The 20223-nt window shown below is 33.2% G+C and carries 16 protein-coding genes; 9 read left to right on the forward strand and 7 right to left on the reverse strand.

Annotated elements, in window-relative coordinates; genetic code table 11:
- The first annotated feature begins 209 nt into the window (after positions 1-209).
- The 4 genes from AC1RRN_RS15035 to AC1RRN_RS15050 all read left to right on the forward strand — a co-directional run bounded on the left by AC1RRN_RS15035 (position 210) and on the right by AC1RRN_RS15050 (position 6010).
- The gene (locus tag AC1RRN_RS15035) at positions 210-3026 is read left to right on the forward strand and encodes a TonB-dependent receptor (protein WP_492968076.1); all 2817 of its coding nucleotides are present in this window, start codon (positions 210-212) and stop codon (positions 3024-3026) included.
- 198 nt (positions 3027-3224) lie between these two features.
- A complete protein-coding gene (locus AC1RRN_RS15040) occupies positions 3225-4421 on the forward strand; it encodes a beta-helix domain-containing protein (protein WP_492968077.1) in 1197 nt (398 codons plus the stop codon).
- 107 nt (positions 4422-4528) lie between these two features.
- Positions 4529-4867, forward strand: coding sequence for a T9SS type A sorting domain-containing protein (locus tag AC1RRN_RS15045; protein ID WP_492968078.1), 339 nt, complete (start codon positions 4529-4531; stop codon positions 4865-4867).
- A gap of 162 nt (positions 4868-5029) precedes the next feature.
- The gene (locus AC1RRN_RS15050; RefSeq protein ID WP_492968079.1) at positions 5030-6010 is read left to right on the forward strand and encodes a LuxE/PaaK family acyltransferase; all 981 of its coding nucleotides are present in this window, start codon (positions 5030-5032) and stop codon (positions 6008-6010) included.
- A 27-nt stretch (positions 6011-6037) separates the two neighbouring features.
- Here AC1RRN_RS15050 and AC1RRN_RS15055 read toward each other — a convergent pair whose 3' ends face one another.
- Entirely contained in the window at positions 6038-6610 is a 573-nt protein-coding gene (locus AC1RRN_RS15055) for a uracil-DNA glycosylase family protein (RefSeq protein WP_492968080.1), read from the reverse strand.
- A gap of 123 nt (positions 6611-6733) precedes the next feature.
- On the reverse strand, positions 6734-8029 hold the full coding sequence (tyrS, locus tag AC1RRN_RS15060) for a tyrosine--tRNA ligase (RefSeq protein ID WP_492968081.1): 1296 nt from the start codon (positions 8027-8029) through the stop codon (positions 6734-6736).
- A gap of 237 nt (positions 8030-8266) precedes the next feature.
- On the opposite strand from tyrS, the gene AC1RRN_RS15065 reads away from it, so the two are divergent.
- Positions 8267-9502, forward strand: coding sequence for a hypothetical protein (locus tag AC1RRN_RS15065; protein WP_492968082.1), 1236 nt, complete (start codon positions 8267-8269; stop codon positions 9500-9502).
- Between the two features lie 157 nt (positions 9503-9659).
- Positions 9660-10661, forward strand: a complete 1002-nt coding sequence (locus AC1RRN_RS15070; RefSeq protein WP_492968083.1) for an NAD-dependent epimerase/dehydratase family protein — start codon at positions 9660-9662, stop codon at positions 10659-10661.
- 4 nt (positions 10662-10665) lie between these two features.
- Here the strand turns inward: AC1RRN_RS15070 and AC1RRN_RS15075 are convergent, their stop codons facing one another.
- The 3 genes from AC1RRN_RS15075 to AC1RRN_RS15085 are packed head-to-tail and all read right to left on the reverse strand — an operon-like array spanning position 10666 to position 13234.
- Complete coding sequence (locus AC1RRN_RS15075) at positions 10666-11148, reverse strand: DUF4296 domain-containing protein (protein WP_492968084.1); 483 nt, start codon at positions 11146-11148, stop codon at positions 10666-10668.
- A 9-nt stretch (positions 11149-11157) separates the two neighbouring features.
- Positions 11158-12498, reverse strand: a complete 1341-nt coding sequence (locus tag AC1RRN_RS15080; RefSeq protein WP_492968085.1) for a dihydroorotase — start codon at positions 12496-12498, stop codon at positions 11158-11160.
- A 10-nt stretch (positions 12499-12508) separates the two neighbouring features.
- Positions 12509-13234 carry a polyprenol monophosphomannose synthase gene (locus AC1RRN_RS15085; protein ID WP_492968086.1) on the reverse strand — a complete coding sequence of 242 codons (726 nt, stop codon included), beginning with the start codon at positions 13232-13234 and terminating at the stop codon, positions 12509-12511.
- Positions 13235-13339: 105 nt separating this feature from the next.
- Here AC1RRN_RS15085 and AC1RRN_RS15090 point away from each other — a divergent pair, with 105 nt between their 5' ends.
- From AC1RRN_RS15090 to AC1RRN_RS15100, 3 genes are all read left to right on the forward strand, one after another.
- Positions 13340-14008, forward strand: a complete 669-nt coding sequence (locus AC1RRN_RS15090) for a DUF4271 domain-containing protein (protein ID WP_492968087.1) — start codon at positions 13340-13342, stop codon at positions 14006-14008.
- A gap of 14 nt (positions 14009-14022) precedes the next feature.
- Positions 14023-14772, forward strand: a complete 750-nt coding sequence (locus AC1RRN_RS15095) for a uroporphyrinogen-III synthase (RefSeq protein WP_492968088.1) — start codon at positions 14023-14025, stop codon at positions 14770-14772.
- A gap of 282 nt (positions 14773-15054) precedes the next feature.
- Positions 15055-15525, forward strand: a complete 471-nt coding sequence (locus tag AC1RRN_RS15100) for an Lrp/AsnC family transcriptional regulator (protein WP_041518480.1) — start codon at positions 15055-15057, stop codon at positions 15523-15525.
- Between the two features lie 402 nt (positions 15526-15927).
- Here AC1RRN_RS15100 and AC1RRN_RS15105 read toward each other — a convergent pair whose 3' ends face one another.
- Positions 15928-16614: a zinc metallopeptidase gene (locus AC1RRN_RS15105; RefSeq protein ID WP_089353218.1), complete on the reverse strand. Its 687-nt coding sequence runs from the start codon at positions 16612-16614 to the stop codon at positions 15928-15930.
- A gap of 246 nt (positions 16615-16860) precedes the next feature.
- On the reverse strand, positions 16861-19947 hold the full coding sequence (locus AC1RRN_RS15110; protein ID WP_492968089.1) for a leucine--tRNA ligase: 3087 nt from the start codon (positions 19945-19947) through the stop codon (positions 16861-16863).
- Positions 19948-20223 lie beyond the last annotated feature (276 nt).

A 20223-nucleotide genomic window follows, 5' to 3' on the forward strand; every position in this document is an offset into this window, starting at 1 on the left:
TCATCAAATTCTATTCTTCTAAATCCGATGATTTTTAATTGCGATGGTAAATATAACAATAAATCAACGGTTAAAAATTCGTGTTAACGGTAATTTAATTTGGTAACAATTTGATAATCTACACGGAACAAAAACATAACAAGTAGCTAACATGAACTTTACAGTACGGTTATTTCTTTGCACAAAAATAAATTAAACACAACACTGAAATGAAATTCAATTTAAAATTTCTATTATTCACATTATTTATCTGCACGATTTCGATCGCACAAAACAAAGGTACAATTTCTGGCTTATTAACTGACAAAGAAAGTAATAATCAAGCTTTACCTTTTGCAAATGTCCTTATAAAAGGAACTAACATTAGCGCTAACACTGACATTGACGGAAAATATTCCATAAATGTAAATCCTGGAACTTATACTATTATTTTTAGCTTCGTAGGATATGAATCTGTAGAGAAACCTGTAACGGTTAAAGCAAACGAAACTGTTACTGTAAATCAGGTACTTTCCTCAGGAGGATACACACTTAAAGATGTTGTAGTAAAATCTACTGCCAACAGAGAAAAAGAAACCGCCTTATTATTAGACCAAAAGAATGCTGTAGTTATCAAACAAAGTATTGGTGCTCAGGAAATGTCAAGAAAAGGGGTTAGCGATGTTGAAGAAGGTTTGACTAAAATCACGGGAATTAGTAAAGTTGGATCAAGAGGTTTATTTGTTCGTGGTCTTGAAGATCGTTACAACAACTTATTGATTAATGATCTTGCTGCTCCATCAAACAATCCATTTTCTAAAATCGTTCCTTTAGATTTGTTTCCAACAAACATTGTGGGTGTAATTGATGTTTACAAAACATTCAACCCAAATATCTACGGAGATTTTGCAGGTGGAACATTTAATATTCAAACTTCAAAAGCTTCAAAAAGCGTTACCAAAATCAACCTTGGTTTTGGATATACAACAGGAAACAGTTTTAAAGATTTCCTGATGTCAAGCGATGCTGATACTGCTGCCGGATTTTTCGGATTTAACGGAAAAGATAGAGAAATACCAAGTTTCTTAGGGCCAAACGCCTCAAAAACACCTTTTACAAATGATCAGGCTTTAAGCTCTGTAAGTGGAGATAAAGGTTTTAGTGTAAGCAAAAACAAAAGTCCTTTGAACTCTAGTTTAAACTTATTGCACTCAGAAAAATTTGATTTAAGCAACGAACGTTCTTTCGCTTATTTGTTATCGATCAATTATGATAATAACTATGCAATAAGAGAAGGTGTAGACAGAACTTTAGATTTACAAACAACAGGTTCAAAATACGTTAATAATTTTGTAGTAACTGATTACCGTTTTAAAACTACTACGTCTGCATTATTGGGATTAAACTACAATGCAAACAGATTTAAATTAGCTTTTAACACATTATATATTAAAACTACTTTGAACTCGATAAGAGATCAATTTGGTCAAGCCGGTGGAACAGCTATTCAAAACACATTGATCCGTACAAACCAATTAGACAAAAGTGATTATTTGAATTTTCAATTATTGGGTGAATATAATTTGACAGAAGATAAAAATCAAACGATAAAAGCCGGTGTTTCTTACGCAGATACTAAGTTTGAGCAACCTGACAGAAAGTTCTTTACCGGACAAAAAACAGGAGAAGATGAGATTAACACTTCATATGGAGGTAATAACTTCTTACGTCAATACTTAACTGTAGATGGAAATTCATTTCTATCAGCAATGGCTGAATACAACCTTAAGTTTGGAAAAGACGGAAAACAAAACAAATTAACAGTTGGTTATAACGGTAATACTTCAGGTATGGAATCTTCTTACCGATTTGTTTCAAGCCGTGGTGGTTTATTCACATCAAGCATAAACAACATTAATGATCACATCATAAGCGACCTTCAGGCTAATAACGGTACTTCTTTCGAAGAGAATTCTAATTCAACCTGGAACGTAAAACTTACAGAAACTGCCAATGCAGGTTACACCAATTTACTTTTGAAATTTGGAGAAAAATACGAACTTAATGCAGGTGTTAGAGTTGAAAGCACAACTAAAGAAACTAAATACAGAGGATTAGGAAGTTTTGACTCTCCTTTTAAAGTAAGTACATACGACAACTTCTATGTTTTACCTTCATTGAACGTAAAATATTTGATGAACGAAAAATCAAACCTGCGTTTTGCTGCAAGTAAAACTTATACAAAACCGGTTATTATGGAATCTTTTCCAATCTCTTACCAAAATGCTGATGGAACTTCAGTACAAGGAAATTCATTATTAAAAAACAGCGACAATTATAACGCCGATTTAAAATATGAATTATTCCCTTCTGCAAAAGAAATGTTTGCTGTAGGCGCATTTGCAAAATATTTAGATAACCCAATTGAAAGAACTTTTGTTTCGAATGCCACGACAGGAACTGTTACAACATTCTTAAATTCTGACAATGCAACTTTATTTGGAGTTGAAGCTGAATTCCTTTTTGGATTAAACAGAATTAGCGAAGATCTTGCAGCATTCTCATTTGGATTAAACACAACTATAATGTCTACTAAAGTAAACGTAAGTCCTACATATGCTTCAGCAGATGAGGATGGAGTTGTCACAATTAATCCATCAATTGAAACACACAAAGGATCAAGAGATTTGCAAGGTGCATCAAACTGGTTAGTAAACTCAGATTTGAAATATGAATTCAATTTAGGAAAAGACTGGACAAACACTATGTCTCTTGTTTATGGTGTATTTGGAAAAAGAATTTATGCAGTAGGAACAAACGGTCAGGATCATACTTATGAATTGCCGGTTTCACAATTAGATTTTGTTTGGTCAAGCAAAATTTCAGAACACTTTGATGTAAAATTTACTGCTGACAACTTATTAAATCCTGCAAGGAAATTAGAATTCGGAAACGAAGGAACAATAAAAGTAGCCGAAGAATCTTTATTAGCTCAAAGCTATAAAAAAGGAGTTGGTTTCTCTGTAAAATTAGGGTATACTTTTTAATACCAATAACATACAAATTAAAAGCTCCAGATAATCTGGGGCTTTTTTATTTAAAGGCAACTCAAAAAATCTCTTAACATTCTCTTGACATTGTAGTTGGTTTTTCATAACCGTAATGTAATATTGAGATAACACCTTAAAGGGATTTAGATTCTAATTTTGACAAAAATAAAAAACGAATAATACAACACACAAATTATGAAAACTAAACTTTTTGCTTTAGCTCTTGCTACAGGTTTATTCTTAAATTCTTGCTCTAGTAGCGATGATCCAACTCCTGCACCTACACCAGTAACAGGCGAAATTACAGGTACAATTACTGCAAACAAAACTTTTGCTTACGGTAATTATACATTAAAAGGAATTGTAAAAATTAACGATGGTGTAACTGTAACTTTTGATGCAGGATCAACAATTACTATTGATAAAGCTACTGGAGACAACGCATTAGTTGTTTTAAAAGGTGGAAAATTAATCACTAACGGAACTGCTGACAGACCAATCGTATTTACTGAAAAATCTAAACTTCCAGGTTCTTGGGGAGGAATTATTATATACGGAAATGCACCTGCAAAAGTAGCTGGTGGTGGAACTACTGGTACATCTGAAGATGGTAACAAAATTTCTTACGGAGGAACTAACGCAACTGACAACAGTGGTTCATTAGTTTACACAAGAGTAGAATATGCTGGATCTAAATTAGCTGACGGTGATAAAGAAAACAATGGTTTTACTTTCTATTCAGTAGGTTCAGGAACAGTATTAGATCACTTAGTATCTTACAAAGGTGCTGATGACGGATACGAATTCTTCGGAGGAACTGTAAGTTTAACAAATGCTATTTCTTACGGAAACTATGATGATTCATTTGACTGGCAAGATGGATGGCAAGGTCAAACAAATACAAACTGGTATGCTTACCAAACTGGTAAAGGTAACTACGGAATGGAAATCGAAGCTTCATTGAATGATAATGCTTTCGGACCAAAAGTTTCTAACATTACTTTGAGAAGAGCAGCTGGTAACGTTCCTGAAGTTGGAGATAACCAAGTTGATGCTTTCCAATTCAAAAGAGAAGGTAACGGAGAATACAGCAACATCATCATTGATGGTTACGGTAACTTTACAACTACAACTGGAACTATTACTACTTACAAAGGTAGTGCAGTTAGTATATTAGATGCAGCAACAAACGATCACCAAGTGAAAACATCTAAAATTAAACTTATAAATGTTAAAATCTCTAACACAACTAATATCAACCCAATCGGAGCTACTGACGCTATCGTTGTTGCTTTCCCAGCAGGAACTTTCGTTACAAGCACTACAGCTACTGGAGCTTCATTAACTGGTGGTGCATGGGCAACAGTTGATGGTGTAGACTTGACTAAATAATATTTAAAAAAATAAATGTTAAAAAACATCCTAAATATTTAGGATGTTTTTTTTTGGTGTAGTTTTTGTAATTTTTTTTGTATATTTACTCTAATCAAAATAACGCGATGGTAAAAAACTACTTTTATATTACATTCTTATTGGCTTTTTTCTTTACTGTAAGTGTCTCGGCACAAGACAGTAAGCAATTACCAAAACCTCAAGAGCCTACAACTATTGAGGGACTAAGCTTGTACCCTAATCCAGTGACAAACGGAAAGGTTTACATCTCCTCTAAAAATGATTTAGAGAAAGAGGTAATCGTTTTTGATGTCCTTGGGAAAAAAGTAATTCAAACCCATTTGTCTTCAAAAGAATTAAATGTTTCTGATTTGGTTCCCGGTGTTTATATTATCAAAATATACGAACAAGATGCCTCTGCAACCCGAAAGCTCATTATTCGGTAAAACATAATAAAAAAAGCTCCTTATCGGAGCTTTTTTTTAGTTTGCAGTGTTCCGTTTTTTAGTGTTCAGTTTGTGTAAAAATTTATAAATGTGAAATTAGACTGAATACTAAAAAACTGAACACTGAACATTAAAAAATAAATATCTTTGTAAAAAAAAGTTTTGATCACAGCCAACGATATCTTTACCATTTCGAGTCAGAAACAATTTGAAAAAATAGCACTAAAAGTGTTTCGTTTTCAGCACGAAAACAATAAAGTATATCGTGATTTCTGTGATTTTTTAAAAACAAATCCACAACAGGTAAAATCTCTGGAACAAATTCCGTTTTTACCCATACAATTTTTCAAAAGCCACGAGGTGATTTCTAATACCGATTTTCCTCAGGTTACTTTTACCAGCAGTGGTACAACCGGAATGATCACCAGCCGCCATTTAGTTACTGATGTTTCACTTTATGAAGAAAGTTACCGCAAAGGATTTTCTCAATTCTACGGCAATATCGAAGATTACGTTGTTTTAGCTCTTTTGCCGTCTTATCTTGAGCGCGATGGATCTTCGCTTATTTATATGGTTGAAGATTTAATAAAACTATCCAATCAGCCTGAAAGTGGGTTTTATTTACACAATCACGATGACTTAATTAAAAAATTAACTGCTTTAGATGAATCCGGGCAAAATGTGATTTTAATTGGTGTTACGTACGCTTTGTTAGATTTAATTGAAAAACATCAATTCAATCTTCAAAACACCATTATTATGGAAACGGGAGGAATGAAAGGCAAACGTAAAGAAATGATTCGCGAAGAATTACACGAACAGCTTTGCAAAGGTTTTGGTGTTTCTTCTATTCATTCAGAATATGGAATGACGGAACTTTTGGCTCAAGCCTACTCTTTAGGCGAAGGTGTTTTTGAATGTCCATCCTGGATGCATATTTTAGTACGTGATCCCGAAGATGCACTCACATACGTGAAAGATGGAAAAACTGGCGGAATTAACGTTATCGATTTGGCCAACATCAATTCATGCTCTTTTATTGCCACACAAGATTTAGGCAAAAAATATCCCAACAACTCTTTTGAGGTATTGGGACGTTTTGATAATTCTGATATTCGTGGTTGTAATTTGATGGTATTGTAAAAGTCTGGCATTTACATATTTCCGCTTTTACCTCAATATAACTTTAATTTTTTCTCTTAATTCAGATAAAACAATTTCCCGAAACCATTCATTTTTAGCTTGCCAGATATTATTTCTTGGTGAAGGATGTGGCAACGGAAAGTATTGCGGTAAATAAGTCGTAAAATTACGAACCGTTTCAGTTAAAGTACTTTTAGCAGTGTCCCCTAAATAATATCTTTGTGCATATTGTCCAATAAGCAAAACAAGTTCAACGTTTGGCATTAATTTTAGTAATTTTTCATGCCATAATGGAGCACATTCTGGTCGTGGTGGTAAATCTCCTGTTTTTCCTGTACCCGGAAAACAAAACCCCATAGGTATTAAAGCTATTTTATTAGCGTCATAAAATGTTGTTTTATCAATTTGCAACCAACTTCTCAAATTATCCCCGCTTTTATCATTCCAGGGAATACCTGTGTTATGAACTATGCGCCCAGGTGCCTGACCTATGATGATAATTTTACTATTTTCGCTAGCTGCAACAACGGGATTCACTCCGTCTTTTAAGCAATCTTCACAAACACGACAGTTTTTAATTTGTTCGAAAAGCTCCTCCATAAATTTATACATTTCAATTAAAGTACTGAATTTTGTATTCTTCACCACAAAAAAAGTGCTAAAAAAAATCCGATTAAAACTTAATCGGATTTAAAACTTGAAGAGCTTATGGAAACTCAGGAATTACTTTGCTCTAATCACAAAATAATTCTTCTTTCCGCTTTGCAATAACACAAACTGATTGTTAATTAAATCATTTGCTGTTAAAACGAAATCTTCTTTTATTTTTTCTCTGTTTACCGAGATTGAATTTGCAGTTAAAGCACGTCTCGCTTCTCCATTTGATTTAAAGAAACCTGTTTTTTCGTTTAGAACCGTAACAATATCCAATCCGCTTTCTAAATCAGTTTTTGCAATTTCCGCTTGTGGAACTCCGTCGAAAACTTCTAAAAAAGTCGCTTCGTCTAATTGTTTCAAATCTTCTGCAGTAGAATTTCCAAATAAAATATTCGAAGCCTGAATTGCTTTTTCTAATTCTTCTTTACTGTGAACAAAAATCGTGATTTCCTCAGCCAGTTTCTTTTGTAACACTCTTAAATGCGGAGCTGTTTTGTGTTCTTCAATTAAAGAATCAATTTCTTCTTTATCTAAGAAAGTAAAGATTTTGATATATTTTTCAGCATCAACATCTGTTGCATTTACCCAAAATTGGTAGAATTTATAAACTGAAGTTTTATCAGCATCCAACCAAACATTTCCTCCTTCAGATTTTCCGAATTTAGATCCGTCTGCTTTTGTAATTAATGGTGTTGTTAAGGCAAATGCTTTAGCACTTTCTCCTCCCATTCTGCGAACTAATTCTGTTCCTGTGGTAATATTTCCCCATTGATCAGAACCTCCCATTTGCAAAAGGCAACCATTATTTTTATATAAATGGTAAAAATCGTAACCCTGAATTAATTGGTAAGTAAATTCTGTAAAAGACATTCCTTCACCTTCTCCACTCAATCTCTTTTTAACAGAATCTTTCGCCATCATATAATTTACCGTGATACGTTTTCCAACTTCACGGGCAAAATCAATAAACGAGAATTCTTTCATCCAGTCATAGTTGTTCACCATAACAGGAGCATTTTTATCAGAAGAATTAAAATCTAAGAAACGAGACAAAACACTTTTGATTCCGGCAACATTTTTGGCCAAAGTTTCTTCGTTCAATAAATTTCTTTCGTCAGATTTTCCAGATGGATCACCAATCATTCCCGTTGCACCACCAACCAAAGCAATAGGTTGATGACCAAAATTCTTTAAATGAACCAATAAAATAATCTGAACCATACTACCAATATGTAGTGAATCTGCCGTTGGATCAAAACCGATATACGCCGTCGTTACTTCCTTTAGCAATTGTTCTTCCGTTCCTGGCATGCTATCATGATATAACCCGCGCCACTTTAATTCTTCAACTAGATTCTTCATTTTTTAAAATAATTTGGTGCAAATATAATTAATTCAAACAGTAGTGTTGGTATAAATTGTATCAGGGAAAAAAAATTTCTCCTTTCTAATTAATGAATAATTATTTTAATCTTCTACACAAACAACTGCTTTTCAAAACATTATAACATATTATTAAAATATCAAAAAAAATTACGTGAAACCGTAAAAATCTGATTCTATTTTTTTCTAGTTTCACGCCCAAATTAAATTACTATTATGAAAAAAACTTTACTCCTTTTTCTTTTACTCCACTTTTCAATTATTAATGCTCAAATATCTTTTGAAAAAGGATATTTTATTTCTAATAACGGAAAAAGAACAGAATGTTTCATAAAAAATATTGATTGGTACAACAACCCTCTCGACTTCAAATATAAAATTTCAATCGACTATACTGATATAAAAACAGAAACAATTGCAACTGTAAAAGAATTTGGTGTCGAAAACGGCGCGTCGTTTAAAAGAGCAACTGTAAAAGTTGACATGTCAGATAATCGATTAGAAAATCTTTCAACAACAAAAAACCCAGTCTGGAAAGAGGATACGATCTTTTTAAAAATATTAGTCCAAGGAAAAGCAACATTGTACTCTTATCTTAACAAGGATATGATAAGATTTTTTTATGAGACAACCAATATTCCGACAGAACAGCTTGTTTTTAAAGAATATGTTTTAGTAGATGGTCAAACTGGAGCCAGAACAACAGAAGAAAACAATTATTTCAAGCAACAGTTATTTAATAACGTAAAAAATGAAAATAACAGCGAAAATGAAATCAAAAGGCTGACGTACAAAACAGAACCATTAGTTAAATATTTTTTAAACTATAACGACGCTGATGCAGCCACGATTGAAAAAACTATAAACACTAAAAACAAAGGTATCTTTTACTTAAAAGTATCTGCTGGCCCAAGTTTCACCTCTCTAACTGTAGACGGAGCAGGAAGTTCTGGATACCAAAATGCTAAATATGAGAATAAAGTTCAGCCAACATTCGGACTTGAAGGAGAATATGTGTTTCCTTTCAACAAAAATAAATGGAGTGCATTCATGGGATTGTTTTATCAAAAATATGAAGACAGTCAAGATTACGGTGTAATATACAGCGTGACTAACAGTCAACATGTCGAACATTCATCTACCGTAAAATATTCAGGTTTTAGTCTTCCTGTAGGTGTGCGCCATTATTTCTTTTTGAATCAAAATTCAAAAATATTTATAAACGGTGCCTATGTCGTTACTCTGGGCGGGAAATTTACTTATGAATCTAAATTTATAAATTTAGATGGAAAAGCTCAAGGTAATTTTGCTTGTGGCATTGGTTACAATTTTAAAAACAAAATTAGTACCGAAATTAGATACAACGCAGGCAAAAACTTATTAAACAACTATATGCCTTTCTCTACTAATTTCAGCAGTGTAGATTTATTAGTGTCTTACACTGTTTTCTAAACAATTTTATTATACCTAAAAAGCTGTCAGAAAATTTAAAAACATAATTCTGACAGCTTTTTTAATTCTGTTCTGGTTTCAAACAAAATCAAAAAACCTTTGCAACTTTGAGCGTCTGCACCTTTGCACCTTCCAACCAAAAACTTATCTTTACAAAATGGTATTAGTAACTGGAGGAACAGGTTTAGTTGGCGCACATTTATTGCTTCATTTAATTGAAAATGGAGAAAATGTTCGGGCAATTTACCGAAACCCAAATAACATTCAGAAAACAAAATCGGTTTTTGAGCTTTATGAAAAGGCTGATTTATTCGAAAAAATTAATTGGCTTGAAGCCGATATTTTAGATGTTCCCTCGCTTGAAATTGCTTTTATTGATATCGACTACGTTTACCATTGTGCGGCTTTAATTTCGTTTGATCCAAAGGATGAAGACGGACTTCGAAAGACAAATATTGAAGGAACCGCCAATATGGTTAATTTTTCTTTAGCCAAAGGAATAAAGAAATTCTGTTTCGTAAGTTCGATAGCGGCTTTAGGAGATCTGGCTCCTCATGAAACCTATATCACAGAAGAAACCGACTGGAATCCGGAAAAACCACACAGCGATTATGCTATTTCTAAATATGGTGCTGAAATGGAAGTTTGGCGTGCTGTTCAGGAAGGTTTAGACATTATAATTATAAATCCCGGTGTAATTTTAGGGCCAATTGCAACAACAAAAATTTTTACGGAAGGCAGCAACGAGTTGTATCGAAAAGTCGCCAATGGACTTCCTTTTTATACCCTTGGAAACACAGGATTTATTACCGTAAATGATGTTGTGAAAATAGCTCATGAATTAATGAAAAGCGAAATCAAAAATGAACGCTTTACTTTAATCGCTGATAATATTGTTTTCAAAGACATTTTAAATACAATTGCAGAAACTTTAAAAGTAAAAAAAACCAACATTCATGCTAATCCATTATTTATGAATTTCCTTTGGATTGCGGATGGAATATTTTCAACTCTGTTTTTTCAAAAAAGACGCATCACAAAAGCAACTGCAAAAGCTTCTTATTCAAAAAATCTGTATTCAAATGAAAAAATAAAAACCGTTCTGGGAACGGTTTTTTTAGATGTTCATCAATATATAAAAGACAGTTCGAGGTTATAAAAAACTATCTTAATTGTCTTGTTCTTCTTATTGAATCAATATTTATAGGTTTTGAAGGTTTCTTTATAGAATCTTTTAGATTCACTTTCACCTTATTCTTTTTAGCAGCAGCCTTTGCAGCTTTTGCAGCTTTCTTGTCTTCAATTTTAACAATTGAATCGACTGCACGTTGGTTCACAGCTAATCGCTTACCAATTTCATCATACATTTCTTTGTATGTATTGTAATCGGCGGCATAATAAATATTGCTTTGAGCAAACTGAAGACTATCTACTTTATATTTTTTAAGAATAAAATTCTTTGGATCAGAATTAACAGAATCCAAAGACAATGGATTTTGATATTTGATTGCCTCCAAAAGAGACAAATCATACATAATATCAATCATCTTTCCTTTCTCAATAAGTTTTTTTGGCTCTTTGACCAATTCTTTTTTACAACTTACAGAAAGAAATAAAACCAATATTATAAATACAAAATTCTTCATTTAAACTTTTTATCTGTCAAACAATAATCTTTTTCCGGCACGAATGTCTTTTACTTTAAAATTATTGTAAACCATTTCACCGTTTACAAAAGTATGCGTGATTCTGGATTTAAAAGTAAAATTTTCAAATGGCGACCAACCACATTTATATAAAATATTTTCTGGTTTAACACTCCATGGTAAACTTGGATTTACAATTACCAAATCGGCATAATAACCTTCTTTAATAAAACCTCTTTTTTCGATTTTGAAAATCTTAGCCGGATTATGGCACATTTTCTCCACGATTTTTTCTACAGTAATTTTCCCCTGATGATGCGCTTCAAACATAGCCACAACAGCATGTTGAACTAACGGTCCTCCTGAAGGCGCTTTTAAATACGACTGCATTTTTTCTTCTTTTGTATGAGGTGCGTGATCTGTTGCAATAACATCAATACGACCATCATTCAAAGCTTTCCAAAGTTCAGCACGATCTTCAGCTGTTTTTACTGCAGGATTCCATTTTATAAAATTCCCTTTTGTTTTGTAATCTTCATCGGTAAACCAAAGATGATGCACACAAACCTCAGCCGTAATTTTTTTATCTTCTAATGGAATTTTATTCGTAAACAATTCCATTTCTTTCGCAGTTGAAAGGTGAAAAATATGAAGTCTTGCTCCTGTTTTTTTCGCCAAAGCAACAGCTTTTGAAGATGAAATATAACACGCTTCCGCGCTACGAATTAAATGATGTGCCGTTACCGGAATATCATCACCATATTGTTCTTTGTATTCAGCAAGATTATTTTGGATTGTAGTTTCATCTTCACAATGAACTGCAATTAACATTGGCGTACTTGAAAAGATTTTTTCTAAAGTCTCTTCTTTATCAACCAACATATTTCCGGTTGAAGAACCTAAAAAGATTTTAATTCCAGCCACATTTTTTGGATTCGTTTTTAAAACTTCTTCCAAATTATCATTGGTTGCGCCCATCATAAACGAATAATTCGCAAATGATTTTTCAGCAGCAATCACATATTTATCTTCAAGAATTTCCTGAGTTACAGCATTCGGAACCGTATTGGGTTGTTCTATGAAAGAAGTGATTCCTCCTGCAACTGCCGCTCTTGATTCTGATTCTATATCTCCTTTGTGTGTTAATCCTGGTTCTCTAAAGTGTACCTGATCATCAATTGCTCCCGGAATTAAATAACTTCCTTCGGCATCTATTACTTTACAATCGGATGTTTTTAGGCTGATGCTGTCTGAAATTTCAACGATTAAGTCGTTTTCGATCAAAACATCACCTTCAAAAATTGATCCTTCGTTTACAATTTTGGCATTCTTGATTAAAATCCTGTTCATCGCCCTGGCTTTATAATGTATTGAATAATTTTTTTAATCGAAGAGAGATTACTCCAAGTATAGCTTCTTTTATAATCGCATTGCTCATTTTTGAAACTCCTTTAGTTCGATCCGTAAAAATAATCGGAACTTCTGTTATTTCAAATTTACCACAATATGTTCGATATTTCATTTCAATTTGAAAAGCATATCCAACAAATTTAATTTTGTTCAGATTTATCTTCTCTAAAACTTCTCTTTTATAACAAACAAAACCTGCAGTTGCATCATGAATTTTCATTCCGGTAATGAATTTTACATAAACCGAAGCAAAATAAGACATCAAAACACGGCTTAATGGCCAGTTAACCACATTTACACCCGTTACATAACGAGATCCAACAGCTAGTGATGCGCCTCCAAAATGACAGGCGTCATACAATTTTTCAAGGTCATTGGGGTTGTGGGAAAAATCGGCATCCATTTCAAAAATGAAATCATAATTGCGTTCCAAAGCCCATTTGAAACCATGAACATAAGCTGTTCCTAAACCTGATTTTTTAGCCCTTTTTTCTAAAAACAATCTTCCAGGATATTCTTCCTGTAATGCAATCACTTTATTTGCAGTGAAATCTGGTGAATTATCATCAATAATTAGAAGATGAAAAGGTTTATGTTGCGAAAGAACAGCTCTAACTATACTTTCAATATTTTCGATTTCGTTGTAAGTGGGAATTATGACAATACAATCATTCATTTTTCTCGGTAATTTCACCGCAAAAGTAAACTTTTTATAGCATTTGATTCATAATAAATATATAATAAAAGTATTGAGACAAAAAATTACTAATTTTGTGTCGTTATGATTGAACAACTTACTCCCAGAATTCTAGAAAACAAAGATTGGGCAACACTTTTATTTGTGGTGACCTTTGCCGTTGTTGCAATGACAAAATCAGCTTATGAAACCAGATTTAGTGAATTTAGTAAGCTTATTTTCTCAGATAAATATGCAAAAATTTATCGTGATAATAACCATTTGAAAAGCAGTTTTACAATAGGTTTGTTTTTCGTTCAGGTTATTTCATTTGCTTTTTTCATTCAGCTTACGATGCATATTTTTGGATACGCATCAAAAACCGACTGGATTTTATTCATTCAGATCGCGACCTGTTTACTTTATTTTATTCTTGCGAAGTATTTAATCGAGAAAATTGTAGGGACTTCCTTCAATATTGATGATTTTGCAGACCTTTTTAACTTACAAAAAGTAACATATAGAACCTATATTGGCGTTTTGATTCTCCCAATTAATGCGGTTTTGTTCTATTATGATAATATTCCCAAGATTATTCCACTAGCAATAATAGGCGTTTCGCTGTGTCTAAGCCTCTACTCGTATTTTATTTCGATTAAAACGTATCAAAACGCAATTTTCAGTAAGTTATTTTATTTTATTTTATATCTTTGCGCACTTGAAATAGCCCCTTATTATTTTCTTTATTATTGGATTACAAAAGGGAGTGCTTAGAAAATGTTTATAATATGAAAGTGAAAACAATTTTGGTGTCACAGCCTGAACCTAAAGTGGAGAATTCTCCTTACTTTGAGCTCCAACAAAAACACAAAATAAAAATTGATTTCAGACCATTTATTCATGTGGAAGGGGTTAGCGCAAAAGAGATTCGATTGCAAAAAATCGATCTTAATCATTACACTGCGATCATTTTAACAAGTCGAAATGCTGTAGATCATTTTTTTAGAGTGGCTGATGAAATGCGTTACAAAGTTCCTGAAGGATTGAAATATTTTTGTCAATCTGAAGCTGTTGCATTTTATCTGCAAAAGTATGTAGTATACAGAAAGCGTAAAATTTACGTAGGAGCAAAAGATTTTGCGGACTTATCCCCTCTTATTAAAAAATACAAGGATGAAAAATTCTTGTTACCCGCTTCTGATCAATTGAATGCAGATGCACCTGTTACTTTAAACAATTTAAAAGTAGATTGGGCACAAGCTATTTTTTACAAAACGGTAATGAGTGACTTATCTGATTTGGCTGATGTTTATTATGACGTTTTAGCATTTTTTAGTCCAACCGGAATTAAATCATTGTTTAAAAATTTCCCGGATTTTCAACAAAATAACACCAGAATCGCTGTTTTTGGAAGCACAACTCAAAAAGAAGCTTTGGATCATGGTTTAAGAATTGACATTCTTGCTCCAACACCTGAAACACCTTCTATGACAATGGCTTTAGAGAAATACATTAGTGAAGCAAATAAAGGAAAATAATTTCCCTAAAATTAAACATAAAAAAAAGCTGCAAAATTTGCAGCTTTTTTTGTGCCTAAATTTTACCATTAAGACATTATGAAAATGAAGAGAGTAGATTAATGTTTTCTTTAAAGATTAATTAAGACATAGCTTAAATTTCTTAATGTCTTAATGGTAAAAAAAATCAACACAAAGAACAACAATTCAAATCTTCATTTTTTAGAATATTTTAATGTTTTATTAGTAAATTTGATTTCTAACTAAAACCTAAACAACTAAATTAGTTTCAAATTACAACTCATGAAAATCAACTCCCTTATAATTGAAATTGACGGTATCGATAAAGAAATTCTTCGTTATTTAATGGACGATGCCCGAAAACCTATTTTACAAATTGCTAATAAAATAGGCATTTCCGGAGCTGCTATTCATCAGCGTTTGAAAAAACTAGAGCAATCGGGTGTAATTTCCGGATCGAAATTCACTGTAAATCCAAAAGTTTTAGGCTATAATACTATGGCGTTTATTGGAGTTTACTTAGACAAAGCTTCAAGAAATTCTGAAGCCGTAAAAGACTTAAAAAAAATTCCAGAAGTTTTAGAATGTCATTATACAACAGGAAACTGGTCAGTTTTAATTAAAATTATTTGTCGCGACAACGAACATTTAATGCAGCTATTGAATACTAAAATTCAGGCTATTGAAGGTGTTTCGAGAACGGAAACTTTTATTTCACTGGATCAGCAGATTGACAGACAGATTCAATTATAATGTGCCAATTAGAAAATTAGTCAATTAGAAAATTTTAAAAACTTCATGATAAGTATTAGACCTGAACTTAAGACATTACTTTTTTTTATACTATACTTTACAACTGCTTTTATACTTGAAAAAACAAGTCCGAGTGGTGTATGCACTCCTGGCCCAGGTTTTCTTTTATTTATACTTTCAATTCCAGTAAGTATAATTTACACCTTGATACTTTTCTTTAAATATTACAGATCTAAAGACAAAGAATATCTAAATTCAATTTACATCATATCCGGAATATGGATTTTATTATTTATTATATTAAACTTCAACAATTAAGCTAAAATAAAAAACCCGAAAGGTTTTAAAAACCTGTCGGGTTTGCTATAAATTATCTAATTGACTAATTATCTAATTGCCACATTAATTCCTCCTGTTTCCTGAATAAATCGAAATATAATACAGTAACGTTGCAATAGAACCTATCGCCGCAACCACATAAGTTCTTGCAGCCCATTTTAAGGCGTCTTTTGCTCCCGCTTGTTCTTCTTGTGTCAGCATGTGTTTATTCTCCAACCACGCCAACGCTCTGTTACTCGCATCGTATTCTACTGGCAAAGTAATGATTGTAAATAATGTTGTTGCTGCAAAAATGATTATTCCGATTAACAATAATTGCGGAAAAGTTCTGATCATTAAGATTCCAGCCAACAAAATCCATTGTACGTAATTAGATGCTACACTAACAATCGGCACTAACTTAGAACGCATTGTCAGCCATTCGTAACCGATCGAATGTTGTACAGCGTGACCACATTCGTGCGCTGCAACTGCTGCCGCGGCTGCATTACGATGATTATAAACTGCTTCACTTAAGTTAACTGTTTTATCTGACGGATTATAGTGATCTGTTAATTGACCTGGAGTTGAGATTACACGAACGTCTGTGATTCCATTATCAGCTAGCATTTTCTCTGCGATTTCGGCACCACTCATTCCGTTTCTTAATTGTAGTTTCGAATATAATTCGAACTTACTTTTCAACTTAGAACTTACCAGCCAACTGAAAAGCATAATGGCTCCAGCAATGATTAAATATCCACTTCCCATAATTACATTTATTTTTTGATTGAAATTTAAAGTTACAAAACCAATCGCAATTTATGAACCATTTTAACAAAATGACATTTTGGCATTTTTTTTATCCCCAAAGACAGCAAAGTTTTTTCCGCCACGAATTCACGAATTAATCAGAAAAAATTCGTGAATTCGTGGCGGAAAAATAAGCGCAAAAAAAATCCTAAACCCCAATCGTAAAACTGGAATTTGGAATTTTTATATTGAAATTTAAAATAATTACCCCACAAGGTTAATTATTTTTCCAGGAACAATAATCACTTTATTTGGCGTTCTTCCATCTAATTGACGTAATGTTCTTTCGTCTTTCATAATGATTTCTTCGATTTGCGCTGCGGTTAAATCCAAAGGCAATTCGATTGTGAAACGCATTTTTCCGTTGAAGGAAACTGGATATTCTTTACTGCTTTCAACCAAATGTTTCGCATCAAAAACAGGAAAATCAACAGTTGCAATTGAAGTTGTATGACCTAATTGTGCCCATAATTCTTCTGCAATATGTGGTGCATAAGGAGAAACCAAAATTGCTAATGGTTCTAAGATTGCTCTTGAATGACAATTTTGAGATGACAATTCATTTACACAAATCATAAACTGAGAAACCGAAGTATTGAAAGAAAAACTCTCGATATCTTCTGCTACTTTTTTGATGGTTTTATGTAATGATTTTAGATTGTCTTTTGTTGGTTCGTCGTTGTTTACGATTAAGCCATTATTCTCATCCATATACAAACGCCAAAGTTTCTTCAAGAAGCCAAAAACTCCAGAAATTCCAGCCGTATTCCAAGGTTTTGCTTGCTCTAGCGGACCTAAAAACATTTCGTACAAACGCAATGTATCAGCACCATATTCCGCACAAATATCATCTGGAGTTACTACGTTATATTTCGATTTCGACATTTTTTCTACTTCACGGCCTACAATATATTTTCCGTTATCATCTGTGATGAATTCTGCATCAGCATAATCTTCTCTCCAGGCTTTGAACTTTTCAACATCTAATTCATCAGAAGAATTTACAAAATTAACATCAACATGAGTTTTTATTATTAGATCAGAAATTCCATCAAACAAACCATGCATTTCTGGGAATTTTTTATTTAATGCTATCTCCAACTTTGGGAAATGGGAAGTTATCATTAATTCACCTTGTCCAAAATTAGCATTTGGCCACATAGGATTTTCTAAATATGGCTTAGAAACGTATATTTTATTATCATACTTTTTAATGAAATTCTCAATTTTATCAATTTCGGCCGAACTAAATTCTCTTCCTAAAATTTGATTCGCAACGCTCTCTACAAAATTTGATAATTTAATTCTATAAACAAAAGCACTAGTCCCCAAAATCATTCCCTGATTAATCAGTTTTTTGAATGGTTCTTCTGTTGGAGCAAAACCTTTGTCTTTTAAGAATTTATTCCAGAAACGAGAATACAATAAGTGTCCGGTTGCGTGTTCGCTTCCTCCAATGTACAAATCAACGCTTTCCCAATAAGCCAAAGCTTCTTTGCTTGCAAATTCATTTTCATTGTGTGCATCCATATAACGCATCCAATACCAAGAACTTCCTGCCCAACCTGGCATAGTGTTCAATTCAAGAGGAAATATTTCGAAATTATCAACTAAATCAGTATTGACAACTTCATTATTTTTAGTATCCCACGCCCAGATTGTTGCGTTCCCTAATGGAGGCAAACCATCTTCAGTTGGTAAATATTTTTCTACTTCAGGCAAAATGATTGGCAAATGTTGTGCGTCAATCATCTTTGGCAAACCATTCACATAATATACCGGGAAAGGTTCTCCCCAATAGCGCTGACGAGAAAAAACAGCATCACGCAAACGGTAATTTGTTTTTCCGCTTCCTTGTCCTATTTTCTCTAAAGCCGTAATGGCTACCTGAGTTGCTTCTTTATAATTTAATCCGTTTAAGAAATCAGAATTTGCGATTTCAACGTTATCTTTTGATCCATACGCGGCTTCAGAAATATCAACATTTGCGAAAATATTTTTGATTTCCGGCATTCCTTCAGTTCCTTTAAAGAAATTAGTAAAAGCGTAATCTCTTTCGTCGCCGCAAGGAACCGCCATTACCGCGCCCGTTCCGTAACCTGCCAAAACATAATCGCCAATCCAAACCGGAATTGGTTCTTTCGTAAAAGGATGTTCCGCATAAGCTCCGGTAAATACTCCCGAAATGGTTTTTACATCGGCCATACGCTCACGCTCAGAACGTTTTGCCGTTTTTTCGATATAGGCTTCAACAGCATTTTTTTGATCTGCCGTTACAATTTTAGCCACCAAATCATGTTCCGGTGCCAAAGTCATAAAAGTTACCCCAAAAATAGTGTCAGGACGGGTTGTAAATACATCAATTACTTCATTATGATTTTTAACGTTGAAAGAAACCATTGCACCAACAGATTTTCCAATCCAGTTTCTTTGAGATTCTTTGATTGACTCACTCCAATCAATATCATTTAGACCTTGAAGTAAGCGTTCGGCATAAGCAGAAATTCGCATACTCCATTGTGTCATTTTTTTTCTTATAACAGGAAAGCCTCCACGTTCCGAAACTCCGTTTACGATTTCATCATTTGCCAAAACAGTTCCTAAACCAGGACACCAGTTTACTTCTGTTTCTGCCAAATACGTCATTCTGTATTGTAAAAGGATTTTTTCTTTTTGATCATCAGAATAAGAATTCCATTCTGCTGCGTTAAAAATCACAACATTATCGTCGCAAACGGCTTCTACCAATTTATTTCCTTCTGCTTCAAAAACTTTTACAAGTTCAGTAATATCAAAAGCTTTTCCTTCTTTTCTGCAATACCAGGAATTGAATAATTGGATAAAAATCCATTGTGTATGTTTGTAATAATCCGGATTTGAAGTACGAACTTCACGGCTCCAATCAAATGAAAACCCGATTTTATCTAATTGTTTTCTGTATCCGGCAATTTGTTTTCCTTCTTTATCAACCCCACCGTCAATATTTACGCGCGTTGTATCTTCAGGACGCTGTCCTGTCTGAATCGCATATTGCTCTGCAGGCAATCCAAAACTGTCATATCCCATTGGGTGCAAAACATTGAAACCCTGATGTCTTTTGAAACGAGAATAAACATCTGAAGCAATATACCCCAGCGGATGCCCAACGTGTAATCCTGCTCCTGATGGATAAGGAAACATGTCTAACACATAATGCTTTGGTTTTTCAGAATTATTACTTGCAGCAAAAGTTTGGTTTTCAGCCCAATATTTTTGCCATTTTTCTTCGATTTCGTTTGGATTGTATTTCATTCTAAGTTACTAAGATTCTAAGTTACTAAGGTTCTAAGGCTTTTCACTAAATTAATTATTGGCGCAAATTTACATTTATTGTCGTTTGTACCAAAGCTATTTCGTTGACAAACAAATAAAATAACAAAATACGTATTTTTAATTAAGTAAAAATACGTAATTTTGTATTTTGATATATTTAGGATAATATCATTTTTTGCTAAAACAATTGCAAAGCAATAAAGTTCCGGAAGAACGACCCATATTGTAGGGCTGGACTTCAGTCCAGCTTAAAAT

The organism is Flavobacterium sp. GW821-FHT11G01, assembly GCF_058808175.1.

Coding starts and splice junctions, on each gene's coding strand:
- AC1RRN_RS15095 (WP_492968088.1), top strand. CDS start 14,023: ATGAAAGTGAAAACAATTTTGGTGTCACAGCCTGAACCTAAAGTGGAG.
- AC1RRN_RS15110 (WP_492968089.1), bottom strand. CDS start 19,947: ATGAAATACAATCCAAACGAAATCGAAGAAAAATGGCAAAAATATTGG.
- AC1RRN_RS15105 (WP_089353218.1), bottom strand. CDS start 16,614: ATGGGAAGTGGATATTTAATCATTGCTGGAGCCATTATGCTTTTCAGT.
- AC1RRN_RS15065 (WP_492968082.1), top strand. CDS start 8,267: ATGAAAAAAACTTTACTCCTTTTTCTTTTACTCCACTTTTCAATTATT.
- AC1RRN_RS15080 (WP_492968085.1), bottom strand. CDS start 12,498: ATGAACAGGATTTTAATCAAGAATGCCAAAATTGTAAACGAAGGATCA.
- tyrS (WP_492968081.1), bottom strand. CDS start 8,029: ATGAAGAATCTAGTTGAAGAATTAAAGTGGCGCGGGTTATATCATGAT.
- AC1RRN_RS15045 (WP_492968078.1), top strand. CDS start 4,529: ATGGTAAAAAACTACTTTTATATTACATTCTTATTGGCTTTTTTCTTT.
- AC1RRN_RS15035 (WP_492968076.1), top strand. CDS start 210: ATGAAATTCAATTTAAAATTTCTATTATTCACATTATTTATCTGCACG.
- AC1RRN_RS15075 (WP_492968084.1), bottom strand. CDS start 11,148: ATGAAGAATTTTGTATTTATAATATTGGTTTTATTTCTTTCTGTAAGT.
- AC1RRN_RS15100 (WP_041518480.1), top strand. CDS start 15,055: ATGAAAATCAACTCCCTTATAATTGAAATTGACGGTATCGATAAAGAA.
- AC1RRN_RS15070 (WP_492968083.1), top strand. CDS start 9,660: ATGGTATTAGTAACTGGAGGAACAGGTTTAGTTGGCGCACATTTATTG.
- AC1RRN_RS15040 (WP_492968077.1), top strand. CDS start 3,225: ATGAAAACTAAACTTTTTGCTTTAGCTCTTGCTACAGGTTTATTCTTA.
- AC1RRN_RS15090 (WP_492968087.1), top strand. CDS start 13,340: ATGATTGAACAACTTACTCCCAGAATTCTAGAAAACAAAGATTGGGCA.
- AC1RRN_RS15055 (WP_492968080.1), bottom strand. CDS start 6,610: ATGGAGGAGCTTTTCGAACAAATTAAAAACTGTCGTGTTTGTGAAGAT.
- AC1RRN_RS15085 (WP_492968086.1), bottom strand. CDS start 13,234: ATGAATGATTGTATTGTCATAATTCCCACTTACAACGAAATCGAAAAT.